This window comes from Marinobacterium mangrovicola (genome assembly GCF_004339595.1).
Taxonomy (GTDB): domain Bacteria; phylum Pseudomonadota; class Gammaproteobacteria; order Pseudomonadales; family Balneatricaceae; genus Marinobacterium_D; species Marinobacterium_D mangrovicola.
Map to the genome: position 1 here is coordinate 141,041 of NZ_SMFU01000013.1, position 15,187 is coordinate 156,227.

At 54.3% G+C, this 15,187-nt stretch carries 12 protein-coding genes; 5 read left to right on the forward strand and 7 right to left on the reverse strand.

Annotated features, from left to right (window positions below; translation table 11 throughout):
• Positions 1-45: 45 nt before the first annotated feature.
• Positions 46-1,545, forward strand: a complete 1,500-nt coding sequence (gene mltF / locus CLV83_RS20315) for a membrane-bound lytic murein transglycosylase MltF (RefSeq protein WP_132297067.1) — start codon at positions 46-48, stop codon at positions 1,543-1,545.
• Here the strand turns inward: mltF and tadA are convergent, their stop codons facing one another.
• From tadA to CLV83_RS22945, 3 genes are all read right to left on the reverse strand, one after another.
• Positions 1,546-2,067: a tRNA adenosine(34) deaminase TadA gene (gene tadA / locus CLV83_RS20320; protein WP_279387539.1), complete on the reverse strand. Its 522-nt coding sequence runs from the start codon at positions 2,065-2,067 to the stop codon at positions 1,546-1,548.
• 533 nt (positions 2,068-2,600) lie between these two features.
• Positions 2,601-3,236, reverse strand: coding sequence for a YrbL family protein (locus CLV83_RS20325; RefSeq protein ID WP_132297073.1), 636 nt, complete (start codon positions 3,234-3,236; stop codon positions 2,601-2,603).
• A 268-nt stretch (positions 3,237-3,504) separates the two neighbouring features.
• The gene (locus tag CLV83_RS22945) at positions 3,505-3,657 is read right to left on the reverse strand and encodes a transposase (RefSeq protein ID WP_424399133.1); all 153 of its coding nucleotides are present in this window, start codon (positions 3,655-3,657) and stop codon (positions 3,505-3,507) included.
• Between the two features lie 603 nt (positions 3,658-4,260).
• Between CLV83_RS22945 and CLV83_RS20335 the strand changes: the two genes are divergently transcribed.
• Positions 4,261-5,196, forward strand: a complete 936-nt coding sequence (locus CLV83_RS20335) for a glycosyltransferase family 2 protein (RefSeq protein ID WP_132297076.1) — start codon at positions 4,261-4,263, stop codon at positions 5,194-5,196.
• Positions 5,197-5,215: 19 nt separating this feature from the next.
• Here CLV83_RS20335 and msbA read toward each other — a convergent pair whose 3' ends face one another.
• The 4 genes from msbA to guaB form a co-directional block, all read right to left on the reverse strand.
• Positions 5,216-6,976 carry a lipid A export permease/ATP-binding protein MsbA gene (gene msbA / locus CLV83_RS20340; RefSeq protein ID WP_132297079.1) on the reverse strand — a complete coding sequence of 587 codons (1,761 nt, stop codon included), beginning with the start codon at positions 6,974-6,976 and terminating at the stop codon, positions 5,216-5,218.
• A 223-nt stretch (positions 6,977-7,199) separates the two neighbouring features.
• Positions 7,200-8,363 (reverse strand): glycosyltransferase family 4 protein, encoded by a 1,164-nt coding sequence (locus CLV83_RS20345; protein WP_132297082.1) that lies wholly within the window; start codon positions 8,361-8,363, stop codon positions 7,200-7,202.
• 590 nt (positions 8,364-8,953) lie between these two features.
• Entirely contained in the window at positions 8,954-10,534 is a 1,581-nt protein-coding gene (gene guaA / locus CLV83_RS20350; RefSeq protein WP_132297085.1) for a glutamine-hydrolyzing GMP synthase, read from the reverse strand.
• A gap of 97 nt (positions 10,535-10,631) precedes the next feature.
• Positions 10,632-12,101 carry an IMP dehydrogenase gene (gene guaB, locus CLV83_RS20355; protein WP_132297088.1) on the reverse strand — a complete coding sequence of 490 codons (1,470 nt, stop codon included), beginning with the start codon at positions 12,099-12,101 and terminating at the stop codon, positions 10,632-10,634.
• A gap of 139 nt (positions 12,102-12,240) precedes the next feature.
• Between guaB and xseA the strand changes: the two genes are divergently transcribed.
• The 3 genes from xseA to bamJ all read left to right on the forward strand — a co-directional run bounded on the left by xseA (position 12,241) and on the right by bamJ (position 15,166).
• Positions 12,241-13,593 carry an exodeoxyribonuclease VII large subunit gene (gene xseA / locus CLV83_RS20360; RefSeq protein WP_207894975.1) on the forward strand — a complete coding sequence of 451 codons (1,353 nt, stop codon included), beginning with the start codon at positions 12,241-12,243 and terminating at the stop codon, positions 13,591-13,593.
• A 20-nt stretch (positions 13,594-13,613) separates the two neighbouring features.
• Entirely contained in the window at positions 13,614-14,453 is an 840-nt protein-coding gene (locus CLV83_RS20365) for a peptidoglycan DD-metalloendopeptidase family protein (protein ID WP_132297094.1), read from the forward strand.
• A gap of 86 nt (positions 14,454-14,539) precedes the next feature.
• Complete coding sequence (gene bamJ / locus CLV83_RS20370) at positions 14,540-15,166, forward strand: BamJ family beta-barrel-assembly machinery protein (RefSeq protein ID WP_132297097.1); 627 nt, start codon at positions 14,540-14,542, stop codon at positions 15,164-15,166.
• Positions 15,167-15,187 lie beyond the last annotated feature (21 nt).

Genomic DNA, 15,187 nt, shown 5'->3' on the forward strand with positions numbered 1-15,187 from the left:
CGAATTTTACCTGATCGGGGACAGGGTAACCAGAAGAGCAGTTAGATGTTTGCACTCCGCCAGAAACCTCACTTTCGCGCAATGATCTACTTCTGGGGTTTGACCGTCATCGGCATCATGCTGGTGGTGATCAGCGTCAACACCCCCAGCCAGCTGGAAGCGATCAAGCAGAAAGGCGTCCTGCGTGTCGCCACCCGCAACACGCCGATGACCTACTACATCGACAAAGGCCGTCCCGCGGGCTTTGAGTACGAGCTTGCCCGCGCCTTTGCCGACCATCTTGGCGTGCGCATGGAGCTGATTTTACCGCCCACTTTTGCCGACCTGTTCACCACGATGCGCGAACGCAACGCGCATATTGCCGCTTCCAACCTGAGCGTCACCGCGCAGCGAGAAAAGCAGTTTGACTTTGGGCCACCCTATCGCAAGAGCGCGCCAACGGTGATCTACCGCGTGCGCCAGGGACAGCCGCAACCCAAAACCATTGATGACCTCTATGGCAAAAAGCTCCTGGTACTGGAGGACTCCGCCCAGGCCGAGCTACTCACCCGGCTGAAAATCGAATATCCGGAGCTGGAGTGGGAAACCTCCGAGGACGATGCCGCCACCGAGCTGCTCAACAAGGTGCACGACGAGACCATCGACTTCACCATCATGGACTCCACCGTCTTCGACGCACAGAAGTCCTTTTACCCAGGCCTGGCCAAGGGCTTCGCTCTTGAAGCGCCCCAACCGATCGCCTGGATGCTGCCTAAGCACTACGACGGCTCACTTAAACAATCGATTGATGATTTCTTCGCGCGCCCGGAAACTCAAAAGCTGATCGACAGGCTCGAGGCACGTTACTTTTCGCGCCAGAACCAGCTCAATTTTTTCGATACCAGCGAGTTCCGCCGCGCCCTGGATGAACGCTACCTGCCTCTGGAACAGTATTTCATGCTGGCCGAGCAGGAAACCGGCATAGACCACCTGCTGCTGGCCGCCATCGCGTACCAGGAGTCACATTGGAAAGCGGACGCTGTGTCCCCCACCGGGGTTAAAGGGATCATGATGTTGACCAACGGCGCTGCTGAAGAGGTGGGCGTTACCGATCGCACCGATCCACACCAGAGTATTCTTGGTGGTGCCGAATACCTGATCACCGTGCGGGCAAAAATCCCCGACCGTATCCCCGAGCCCGACCATACCTGGTTCGCACTGGCCGGTTACAATATCGGCTTCGGTCATCTTGAAGACGCACGCATACTCACCCAGCGTGCCGGCAAGAACCCCGACAACTGGCAGCATGTGCGTGAACACCTGCCGCTGCTGGCAAACGAGAAATACTACTCAACCCTGAGATACGGCTACGCCCGGGGTTATGAACCCGTTACCTATGTGGCTAATATCCGCAAATATATGGAAGTGTTGCGCTGGGCCGAGCAGGTCTCACAGGCCAGCCGCAGCCATGGCGCCGCCAGTGGTGAAGCGCCGCCGGTGGAAGCAATCCCTCTTCAGGAAAAGCGCCAGGAAAGAAGTGAAGAACCGGCTTCACCGACCCTTTGATTAATCCCCTGCGGCTCGCTTACGCTCTCGCTCGAGCCGCTTCTGCTCTCGCCGGAAGGCAAAGAATTCACTGATACGATCACTGCAGCGCTGGGCCAACACCCCTCCCTGCCAAAGTACCCGGTGGTTCAACCAGCTCTGGTCGAAAAAGCAGCCCTGGCTGCAAACCACCCCCGCTTTAGGTTCTGAGGCGCCAAACACTACCCGGCGGATCCGCGCATGGACTATAGCGCCGGCACACATGGAGCACGGCTCAATAGTAACGTAGAGATCTGCACCAACGAGACGATAGTTGCCCACTCGGGACGCAGCATCGCGCAGCGCAAGAATCTCGGCATGGGCGGTAGGATCACAGCTGCTGATCGGCTGATTCCAGCCCTCACCAACCACCTCACCATCGAGCACCACCAAAGCGCCCACCGGTACCTCGTTCAGGCCCGCTGCGCGTTCTGCCAGCTCCAAAGCTTTCTCCATCCAACGCCGATCCGACTCTGCCGATGAATAATCACCTGCATCACTCAAGCACATTCTCCCTTCCGGTCGCTTTAACCACCTACCCTACCCCAGGCTCACGACGACAAAACAACCGCGAGACAGGCCAGCCACAAGTTTAACTCAAACGAACTCCATCACCGATAACAGGGAAAGGGGTCAGCGCCTTTCGAGCGACCGACGGGCCCTGACCCGCTCAGCTACACACCAACAGGCAAGATCTTACCATCTGGATTAAGACAACCGGCATGACAGCAAAGACTATCAGGCACTTCTGGCGTGGACGACAATCAGCCTTGTGAATCGGAATAGGAAGGAGAGGCAAGAGAGGAAGTCACCAGGACATTTCTGTTGCCGGCGGCGTTGCTGCCAGCCAGCACATCGGACCGGTATTAGTTGCCAATAACAAAACCAGAAATGAAGCCCGCTGAGATATCACGACCTATATCGAGCTCCTTAAATCATACGGCGAGCACGGCCAGAGCCATAAATTTCAGAGAGTAATAACCTAAAAAAGAATACTTAAAGACGAGCAAACCCTCAGTCAATTTATTCCTGAAACATCACTCCGCCTTCCGAAGAGCGTCTTCCCGTCTCTTCTTCGCTCTTTCAATTCTTACAAGCAGCTTATTTGCGCGCTTGTTATTGGAGCGCTTGTTGTACCAGCGACAGAGCGAACGAAACGAGAAACCGGCTCTTCCACCCAGACCATCGATAATCACAAACCGATTCCCAAGCTCATCCCAAACCAGATTCCTTAGGTTCAGATCACGGATGATCAAACCGGTAGACCTTAGCCAGCTCACTAGCTCAGCAACCGCCTTTTCATGGACTTCGTTATAGCTGCCGGTATAGAGCAACTCATTAAGACTCTGCGCCAGCTCACCACTCCCCCTGGCAACTTTTTCGACAACAAGCCCCACACCCAAGTCCGTATCTGCTATGCCCACAATATTCTGTACGAAGCGGGTATCCTCTCCCCACTCTCGGACATACAGATGTTCAGACAGCTCTTTCAGACAACCCGTGTATTTAGGCAAGCGGCGAAATAGATTATAGAAAGAATTCTTTCTCTCGAGCTTTTCAAAGTACCTGGGGCGCCAGACTTTAATCAACAGTTCATCCATCTCGGAATGCTGATAGACGTTCTTTTCACCACCGGAAGCCAGAGGTTTTTGCGTACTTAGAGTAAGTTTCATATCAAAAAAACCTGGAACACCACGCTCCCCTCCATGGAAAAAGTCAAAAGCCAGTTATCGTTAAATGACCTCCGGCAAAGCCGGAGGCTTATCAGGGAGCGTCCGCTAAGAGCCATTTACTCGCGCCGAGGGCGCCACATCCCCAGTTTGAACGGGTCACGATGTTCATCCATTTTTTCTAATTCCGGATGTACTCGCGAAACATCTGCTCACCCAGGCCTACCGTTGAAACGAAGCGGCCTCTCGTCCAAAAAATCTTGCTAATGACTTAAGTGTCTCTGACAACCTCTGAACTGTCTAGCGATGGCGTTGCGCTGTTTCCCCTCAGGCGAACCAACCACATTGGATATGAGCACTTAGGCCGAATGCTGATACACATGTGGATGTGATCCGGCATCAGATGTCCCTTAACGATCTTCACGCCCCTCCGCCCGGCAAGCTACATAGAAAAGCGCTCCCATGTAGCGACGTAATTTCCCGTAGACCAACTTCCGCCTCTTCTTCGGCATGCACACCAGGTCACACTTACAACCGCAGCCCTTTTGGTCGAAATGCAAAAGTATGTTGACCGCAGCCACGCCCAAGCCTATGCAACTACCCCATCAGGAACGTATATATCAATAAGCTCAATAATCAAGGCTTATGATACCTAACTACAAGCAATGCATAAAAGACCTTTACCATACTACCAACACCCCTCAGCCTCGCGAGTCAAACCCTCTCCCCCTCAAAGACAACTCCGCTTTACGCACCGCGATTAAGCAGTTGCCACACAAAAAGCCAAAGAATTAGAATCTACTGAATGCGGCAGGATGCCGGAAGCGACGTAGAAGAAAAGCAATAATTTGTTAATCACCGCCTGACCCAGCAAGCAATTGCGGTATCCGACTCTAGTTATTGATTTTCCAGCACTTCTCACCAAATCAGATGACGAGCCTCTGTGCTTGAAGCTCACAGCCTCAGTGGTGCATCTCACGGGCAGCGAAATCTCAAACTTTCGCAGCAATAAGGAATTCACAGAATAATGGCCACAAATACCCCGCCAATGTCCCACCTCTGCATCTGTGTGTGCACCCGTGAACGTCCCACAATGCTTGGCAGATTCATAGACAGCTATCTGCAACTGAATCTACCTGAAGGCTTAAGCATCAGTCTTGAAGTGGTTGAAAACAATACACACCGAGAAATGGAAGCACTGGTAACCAACGCGGGTACCGAGAGCAGACCTGTTCACTATCACCACCAAGCCAAACTCGGCATTCCCTGTGCCCGCAATACCAGCATCCAAGCGGCAATTGACCGAAACGCCAGCCACATAGCGTTCGTTGATGACGATGAACGCTTTGCCCCCGACTGGCTGGTCAATATATGGCATTACCTGAACAGCCAGGCGGACGAGACAGTGGTTCACGGAGCAGTCTATTCCGTGCTGCCCCAGTCCGCCCCTCAGTATTACCTGGATTTTTTTCAGCGACAGATTGAAGCCACAGGCTCGGAGTTAGACTTCTGCCGCACCAACAACGTGATCCTTCCGCTCTCCATACTGACCCGCAATAAGCTCTGGTTCGACGAATCCCAACCTTTGGCTGGAGGCACTGACAGCAAACTGTTCCGCGCTGTTCACGCACTGGGTATCAGCATCAAAAGCTGTGCCGAAGCGGTAGTCTATGAAGATGTACCCGACGAACGGGTGACATTACGATGGCTATCCCATCGTAATTTCCGTATTGGCATGACCATGGGAGAACAAGCCGCCCAGGTCAGTAATCGATACACGCACTTTCTGCGTCAGTCAGGCAAGTCCCTTGTCTACCTGCTGAAATACCTGATCCGAACACTGCTGATGCAACGCAGGGAGAAACGCATCCGCTACTGGTTCAAGGCATGCAAGTCCGCGGGAAGCGGCCTTGGATCGCTGGGCTGCCGAGTCGATGCCTATAAGAAAATACAGGGGCACTAGCCCCTGCATCCAGTCCAAGCTACTCCAGGAATTCAGCCGAATAGAGCCGTTTATAAAAGCTACCGTTTTCCAGTAGCTCCTGGTGACTACCCTCTTCCTTCACTTCGCCATCTTCCATCACTATCAAGCGATTCGCCCGTTGGATCGTTGAGAGACGGTGAGCGATCACTATAGTCGTACGCGACTTGGCCAACTCTTCGATGGCAGCCGTGATTTTCGCTTCAGACTCGTTATCCAATGCCGATGTCGCCTCATCAAGAATCAGAATGGGTGCGTCCTTCAGGAAAGCTCGGGCAATAGCCAAACGCTGACGCTGACCGCCAGACAGCTTGGTCCCATTATCGCCAACCCTACTGTGAATCCCCTTGGGCAACTGCTCGACGAATTCCAGAGCCTCGGCTCTCGCTAGCGCTTCACGCACCTGATCTTCGGTGTATTGCGCCCCCCCGTAACTGATATTGTTAAAGACGGTGTCATCAAACAGCGTGACATTTTGACCAACCACCGAGAACTGCTGGCGCAGATTGGCAAGCCGGTAGTCATCAATATCTACGCCGTCAATAAAGATAGCCCCTGGCTGCACTTCATAATGACGGTACAGAAGACCAGCTAAAGTACTTTTCCCGCTGCCTGAGCGTCCAACCAAGGCCACCATTTCGCCCGCTTTAACCTTGAGGCTAATCCCGTTCAGCACAGCCTGATCCTGAGAGTGATAGCTAAAGGTAAGGTTACGAACTTCGATATCGCCTTTAACCTTTTTACTTTCATGCCTACCCTCATCACGCTCCTTGTCTGCATCAAGCACCTCGAACACCAGCTCAGCACCGATAATCCCACGCTGAATGATGACTCCGACGCCGCTCAACTGACGCATTGGCTTAGGAATCAGAGCAATAGCAGTCAGATAACCCACCAGCTCACTGGTCGAGTATTTGCTTAGAATCGCAGGATCCAATAGCAGAGTGATCACGGCCGCAACCGCCATCGCAATAATGGTTTGCGAAATCGGCGAGTAGCAGGCCTGCACCAGCCGGATTTTCATCTGGGTTTTAAAGGCGTCCGCCAACGCCTTGTTGTAACGCTTCGACTCATACGCCTCAGCACCAAAGGTTCTTACGACCATAAAGCTACTGAGAGTCTCTTTTAAAATCTGCAGCCCCTGACTCAGGGCCGTTTCATTTTTCCGAGCATACTTTCGAAACAGCTTGCCAGCATAGGACACCAGCAAACCCAGCACCGGTGCGGCAACCAAAAACACCAATGACAGCTGCCAATTGAGGTAAAAGGCGTACCCAAGCAACACTATGATTGTCAGGCCTTCCTGGATCAGCTTCTTCAGTGCGTTAGTCACTGCCGATTTAACCTGGCCAACTCCCGAACTGACCCTATGTAGAATCTGGCCCTGACTGGTTCGATCATAATACTCGGCTGGCAGCACCAGCAGACGGGCAAAAATATCCTCGCGCAGAGAGTGAACAATTTTGGTTCCCACATACTCGTTGTAATAGGTACCGATAAACACCCCCAGGCCACGCAACACGAACACACCTACAGCAATCGCGGGGAGATATAAACGAGCATCCGTGTTCTTGCTATTCAACGCCTCAATGATCATCTCCATGACCTTTGCCATCATGGCCTGGCTCGCAGCATACATAATGAAGCCCACTATGCTAATCGCAAAGGGAACAGCCAGGGGCCGAAGATACTTCAACAGCCGAAAATAGGTCTGCATGGCACCCTTCGATTCAGTCGTTGCTACCAATTCATTGTCTTTCATTCTTCCACCGCATCTGCGAGTTCAGCGAATCGATTCACCACACGCGTATTGAAAAGCACTTTCAAGAGCCCCTTTTAAAGCCTGAACTCCAATATTCTCCGACATGAACGCGATGCGGCCATCAACATTAAGCATCGCCGCTAGCGAACCATGACCGGAACGAAATACGCCAACCAATAACAAAGCTAACTCAGAAGGCTACTGATAATTGTTTGGCACACAATTATTCGTCATCGCCTTTTATCCGTCTAATGACGTCAATAGATTGACCCACCACACGCCCCCAACCAAAATCCGTTTGCGCAAACTGCCGCGCAGCAATACCCATCTGATGACGCAGCTCAGTATCACCTAGAAGCTGACAAACAGCGTCGGCAATAGCCTGCACATTACCCTGCGGCACCAGTAATCCGGTTTTATTAGGTTGCAGCATTTCGGGCACACCACCAGCGTCGGTTGCCACCACCGGAACAGCATTGGCCTGCGCCTCGCAGATACTGCGGCCCATGGTTTCCGTATGAAGATAACTAACCCCTTTGGACTCTTTCTGTATATCCTTCGACGTGGAAAGATAGAGTGCGCTGCGCTTGTAGAAACTTTGCACCATCGCAGGCGCGACCTTACCGTAAAAGCAGACGTCATCCTCCAAACCTAAGCGGGAACTCAAGCTCTCAAGCTCGGGACGCAGCTCCCCCTCCCCAACGATCACAAAGCGAAAGCTTAGACCCTCCTGTTTTACCAACGCTAGCGCGTGCAGGGCATCCTCCAACCCTTTAAAATCCACTAGACGGCCGCAAGTCAGTAGCACCGGCCGATCATCAGCCAAGTCTATCTCAGGCGTCTGTTCAGGTGCTGGCTCGCACCCTCCCTTAATAACCGTCATTCGTTGCTTATCAATTCCTAACTCTGCCGAACGCCCCAAACTGAAGTTGCTGTTCACGATCAGATAATCCAACTGGTTGATACCGGCAACCAATCGCTCGCGAGCCGTTTTCTCCATGAAGAAAATATCGTTCCCACCGGAACGGGCAACCTGGGCGTAGCCCTGAGCGCGAAAATGCTCGTAGAACGGATAGAGATCGAGAGTGTTGTGGTATATCAGAGTTTCAGCGGGATCGAAGCCAGTACCACGCAGCATCTTCTCGATAACTGGCAATTTTTTCATCTCACTCTTCTTGAGATGCGACGTCAAAACAGACTCACCGTCGAATTCTCGCTTATAGGTGCGCAACAGCAGCAGAATTTTAGACCGCACTGTAATCACACGCACACGAAACTCATTCTGCCGTGACAAGTTACGAATCATGTAATAAGCACTGGTCTCAATGCCACCAACATATTCAGGCGGAAGCCTTTTAGAGAATACGATTAAGTTCTTAATAGACATAACGATCAACCAGTTACCTTATAGCTCGCCACTTAGATCCGACTCTGGCCTGTGCCGGCTCCCGATACCTTGCACATCCTCACCCAGGCTTGATTGCGTTGCAGCATGTGATCGGGACAGGGACACCACAATACTTTCATAGCGTTCCCAAGGCTAGCAAACGAGGCGCAGCACCGGTTGAGTAGCCTCCCGGCTGCGGAGACTTTCCACGCTACCCGCAAAAAGTACCCAATACAGCACAAAACCTACCCAACCCGACCGCCACTGCCGTACTAAAGGCATATTGTCCCCGTGATACTTGGAATCGCTACCAGCAGCAATAGGCACTTCATGTAGTGACATTGACCAGATACGCGTAACGCGAGCTCATATCAACCATGCCATTTCGTCTTTTCGTTTACTCGCTATAAACGAAGTCATTTGTAGCTTGACCACTCCTCGGGCCAGACCTCTTTTACACGATCACCAACTCGGGAAAGAGGTGATTTAAGAGCGACAATAAAAATGCCGGTTAGCGAAGCTGACCGGCATTATATTCTCGATTACTACCTAGGCTTACTTCGACACACTCAAGCCTATTGAAAACCGGATCATTCCCACTCGATGGTAGCTGGCGGCTTGCTCGATACATCGTAGGTTACGCGAGACACCTGGGCGATTTCGTTAATGATACGGCCGGAGACTTTCTCCAGCAGTTCATACGGCAGGTGCGCCCAACGTGCGGTCATGAAGTCGATGGTTTCGACGGCACGCAGCGCGATGACATATTCGTAACGACGGCCATCACCAACCACACCTACAGACTTCACCGGTAGGAACACAGCAAACGCCTGGCTGGTTTTGTGGTACCAATCAGCATTGTGCAGCTCTTCGATGAAGATCGCGTCTGCTTCGCGCAGGATCTCAGCGTATTCCTTTTTAACTTCGCCAAGGATACGCACGCCCAAACCCGGTCCCGGGAACGGGTGGCGGTAGACCATGTCGTACGGCAGGCCCAGCTCCAGGCCGATCTTACGCACTTCATCCTTGAACAGCTCGCGCAGCGGCTCGACCAGTTCGAACTTCATATCTTCCGGCAAGCCACCCACGTTGTGGTGTGACTTGATCACGTGCGCCTTGCCGGTTTTCGCAGCGGCGGACTCAATCACGTCCGGATAGATGGTGCCCTGCGCCAGGAAACGACACTCTTTCAGGCGCGCCGCCTCGAAATCAAACACCTCGATAAAGGTGTTACCGATGATTTTGCGCTTGGCTTCCGGATCGTTGACGCCATTCAAACGACCAAGGAACTGGTCTTCAGCATCAGAACGGATAACGTTCACGCCCATATTACGCGCAAACATCTCCATCACCTGGTCGCCTTCGTGCTTGCGCAGCAGGCCGTTATCCACGAATACACAGGTCAGACGATCGCCGATCGCCTTATGCAGCAGCGCCGCAACCACTGAGGAGTCGACACCGCCAGAGAGACCCAGCAGTACTTTCTCATCACCCACCTGAGCACGAACCTTCTCGGTCAGGTCGTCGATGATACGAGCCGGTGTCCACAGCGCTTCGGTATCACAGATCTCGCGTACGAAACGCTCCAGGATACGCAGACCCTGTTTGGTGTGAGTGACTTCTGGGTGGAACTGAACGCCGTAAAGATTACGCTTGGGATCGCACATAGCCGCGACCGGCGCAGACTCAGTACCCGCAATAGTGTGAAAGCCTTCCGGCAGATCAACAACCTTGTCCCCGTGGCTCATCCAGACATCGAGGGACAGTGAGCCGTTGTTGGCGATATGATCCTCGATACCCTCAAGCAGGCGACTCGGGCTGTCCGCCAGGCGAACGCGGGCGTAACCGAACTCGCGTTTGTCGGAGCTGGAAACGCTACCACCGAGCTGAGATGCCATGGTCTGCATACCGTAGCAGATACCCAGCACCGGGATGCCCATGTCGAAAACACAAGTTGGGGCTCGCGGTGAGTCCAGCTCGGTTACGGATTCAGGACCACCCGCCAGGATAATCCCCTTGGGGGCGAATTCCCGAATCTCTTCTTCGCTCATATCGAACGGATGGATTTCGGAGAACACACCGATTTCACGCACACGGCGTGCGATCAACTGGGTGTACTGCGAACCGAAATCAAGAATCAGGATACGTTGTGCGTGAATATCTTTGGACATCTCAGGTAACTCCACCGAAACCCGGAGGTATTACAGCGCCAGAAACGAAAAGTGGGGCGGCGTTCGCCCCACTCTGGTCGCTACTATTTAGTTAGCGTTAGCCGATACGATAGTTCGGCGCTTCTTTGGTAATGCTCACATCGTGGACATGGCTTTCGCCGATGCCCGCGCTGGTGATGCGCACAAACTTGGGCTTAACACGCATCTCATCAACTGTGGCACAACCGGTATAACCCATGGAGGCGCGCAGACCACCCATCAACTGGTGTACTACACCGCCCATCGGACCTTTACAGGGGACTCGACCCTCGATCCCTTCCGGTACCAGCTTGTCGACACCGGCTTTGGCATCCTGGAAGTAGCGGTCGGAAGAACCGGTGCTGCCAGACATGGCTCCCAGAGAGCCCATACCACGGTAGGACTTGAAGGCACGCCCCTGGAACAGCTCAACTTCGCCCGGCGCTTCGTCGGTACCGGCCAGCATAGAGCCGACCATGACGGCGGAGGCACCTGCAGCAATCGCTTTACCGATATCACCGGAGAAGCGGATACCGCCATCGGCGATCAGCGGGATGCCTTTATCTTTGAGCGCTTCAGCCACATTGGCGACAGCGGAGATCTGCGGCACACCGATACCGGCAACGATACGGGTCGTACAGATGGAACCAGGACCGATACCGACCTTGACGCCATCCGCTCCGGCTTCAGCCAGTGCCAGCGCAGCTTCAGCGGTAGCGATGTTGCCACCAACCACCTGAACCTGCGGGAAGTTCTGCTTAACCCAGGCCACACGATCGATAACGCCTTTGGAGTGACCATGTGCAGTATCAACGACGATCAGGTCAACACCGGCAGCAGCCAGCGCAGTAACGCGATCTTCAGTCTCCGGACCGGTTCCCACGGCAGCGCCAACAATCAGACGACCTTTGTCATCCTTGGCCGCGTTCGGGAACGCCTGCGCCTTGTTCATATCCTTAACGGTGACCATACCGCGCAGAGCGAAGTTATCGTCAACCAGGAGGATTTTTTCGATACGGTGCTGACGCAGCAGATCGCTGATCACTTCGGTGTCTTCGCCTTCACGGGCGGTAACCAGCTTCTCTTTCTGCGTCATGATCTCACCGACCTTGGCGCTCAGATTGCTTTCAAAGCGAACGTCACGGCTGGTTACGATACCTACCAGTTCGTCGCCCTGGACAACCGGGAAGCCGGAGAAACCGTACTGATCAGCGAGATCGAGCACCTCGCGGACCGTTGTGTCAGGAGTGCAGGTCACCGGATCGGTAACGATACCGGATTCATACTTCTTGACCTTGCGAACCTGCGCAGCCTGTTCTTCAACTGTCAGGTTCTTGTGGATAATCCCGATACCGCCTTCCTGTGCCATCGCAATCGCAAGACGCGCTTCGGTTACCGTATCCATCGCCGAAGAAACCAGAGGAATATTCAGTTCGATTCCCTTGGTCAGTCGGGTCTTCAACGAAACGCTTTTGGGCAGGACTTCGGAGTAACCAGGCACCAGCAAAACATCATCAAAAGTGAGAGCTTCCTCGACGATTCGCAACATTGTTAGCCAGCCTGTATATCAATGAAAAGTGAAACGAGTAATTCTACAGAAATCACCCGCTGATCTCAATTTAACTGGCGATATTTACAATAGAAAGTCGGCTGCCATTTCTGCAAAAAACAGGGTTAGAATGTGCGCCATGAATAGATCTCCTCATACCCTGACGGCGGCTAACCGCGCCCTGTCGGTCAGCGCGCTCAACCGGCAGGTTAAATCGCTGCTGGAAAACTCTTTCCTATCGATCCAGGTCATCGGCGAAATCAGCAACTTCGCCCGTCCCTCCTCCGGTCACTGGTACTTCACATTGAAGGACAGCAAGGCACAGGTGCGCTGCGCCATGTTCCGCGGACGCAATATGGCCACCGGCTTTATTCCCCGCGAGGGCGACGAGGTTGTCGTCACCGCTCGGGTCAGCCTTTATGAAGGCCGCGGCGACTATCAGCTGATCTGCGAACGGATGGAGAAAAGCGGGCTTGGCCAGCTGCAACAGGCGTTCGAGGCACTGAAGGCAAAACTGGATAAGGAGGGTCTGTTTGAGCAGAGCCGCAAGCGTCCGCTGCCAGCACACCCCAAACACCTGGGTGTCGTGACGTCACCGACGGGGGCTGCCATCCACGATATCCTGACCGTACTCAAACGCCGCTTCCCTGGCTTACCGGTTACGCTTTATCCCACCGCTGTGCAGGGGCAGGAGGCTACGGCACAGATCGTCCGAGCCATAGAGCTCGCCAACCGACACGCCAGCGCCGACGTATTGATCGTTGGCCGCGGCGGCGGTTCGCTGGAGGATCTCTGGCCGTTCAACGAAGAAGCAGTAGCACGCACGATCCTGGATTCCGCGATTCCGGTGGTCTCCGCCGTCGGTCATGAGGTCGACATATCGATCAGCGATCTGGTCGCCGATCAGCGTGCTGCAACCCCTTCGGCCGCCGCCGAGATGCTCAGCCCGGACCGCAACGCCCTGAACCTGCGGCTGCAGCAGCTGAAACGACGCCTGCAGAGTCGCATGAGCTGGCAACTGGAGAAAAAGCGCCAGCAGTTGAACTCTGCACGCCAGCGTCTGCGTCACCCCGGTGACAAGGTGCGTGAACATATGCAGGCGCTGGATCGTCTGGAGTTGCGCCTGACCCGCGCCACCGCACGTCATATCCAGCTGCAGCGATCAAGGGTGGAGCAGCTGCAACGGCGCCTGCAACGGGTAACGCCGATAAACCGAATCAACCAGCATCGTGAGCGCCTGACACAGATCGAACAACTGATGCCACGGCTGATGCAGGGCCATATCGAACGTAACCGACTGCGCCTGGCACAGCAAAGCGGCAAACTTCAGTCGGTCAGCCCATTGGCTACACTTGAGCGCGGTTATTCAATCCTGTTGGACAACAAGGGGCAGGCGGTATCCGATAGCACTCAGGTAAACCCGGGCGATAAGCTGGAAGCACGACTTCATCAGGGCCGTCTGCAATGCACGGTCGATAGCACCGAAGAATAGAACTCTAACGAGGGCAACATATGAACAACTGGCGCACCGGCCTTATCACTGCCCTGCTGGGTATAGCAATTTTCCCATCAGCAGCCCAAGCCCTGCCAGAAGAATCCCGTATACCCGGCGGCGTAGCCCTGGTGCCGCTGGTAGGCATCAACAGCACAACAGCGCCGCAGGTCAGTTACGGTGAGCAGCGCGTCATGGTGGTGCCCAACAAAGATGCCGGACGCAAAGCAGACTGGGTAGCCGTTGTCGGCATCCCTCTGTCCGCAGAGGCAGATCAGCCCCAGACACTGAGTCTGGATGACAAAACCTTCGGCTTCGACATCTCGCCGAAAGAGTATGAAGCCCAGTATCTGACGGTGCCCAACAAGCGCCACGTCGACCCAAATCCGGATGACCTGGCTCGTTGGAAACGGGAATCCGCCGAGATGAAAGCGGCTTTTACCCGCTGGTCCGAGCCGGATCAGATTGTGGATAAAATGGAACTGCCAGCAACCGGTCGCTTCAGCAGCCCCTTTGGCCTGCGCCGTTTCTTCAATGAGCAACCACGTAATCCGCACAGTGGGCTGGATATCGCCGCACCCACGGGGTCACCGATTAGTGCGCCTGCTGCTGGAGAAGTAGTGGCCGTGGGTAACTATTTCTTTAATGGCAACACTGTCATCCTCGACCACGGTTATGGCCTGACCACCCTGTATTGCCATATGAGCGCCATCGACGTCTCACTGGGTGATCAGCTCGAAGCGGGAGACCTGATCGGTAAGGTCGGTGCCACCGGCCGCGTCACCGGCCCCCACTTGCACTGGAGCGTCAGCCTCAACAACACCCGGGTCGACCCGCTGCTATTTATTGGCAAAGAATAGCTGATGCAGCGAACAGCCAACGGGAAAAAACCGGGCACCTGTGGTAGCCTTTCGCGCTTAAAACCAAGCAATTGATCGAGAAAATAATGAGTGAACTGACTCTGGAAACTACCGAGCAACGCGCCAGCTACGGCATCGGCCGCCAGATGGGCGACCAGCTGGCTCAGAACGGTTTTGATGGTGTGGATATCGAAGCCGCTGCTGCCGGTCTGCGTGACGCATTCAACGGTGAAGGCCTGCGCGTCAGCGCCGAAGACCTGACGGCCGCTTTCAACGAGCTGAACCAGCGCCTGCGTGAGAAGCAGGAGCAGGAAGCCAAAGCAGCTATCAAAGTAGGCGAAGAATTTCTCGCCGAAAACGCCAAACGTGACGGCGTAGTCACGCTGGAATCCGGCCTGCAGTACGAAATCGTTGAAGCCGGTAGCGACGATGCCGCCAAGCCGGCCGCCAGCGACAAGGTTCGTGTTCACTACCATGGCACCTTTATCGACGGCAACGTCTTCGACAGCTCCTACCAGCGCGGAACACCTGCGGAGTTCCCGGTTGGCGCCGTTATCGCCGGCTGGACCGAAGCTCTGCAGCTGATGACCGCCGGCTCCAAATGGAAGCTGTATATCCCTTATCAGCTGGCGTACGGCGTTCAGGGTTCACCAGGTGGTATCCCGCCCTACTCCACCCTGGTATTTGATGTCGAGCTGATCGACGTCCTCTAACCCTTTTTTCTACCTGGAACA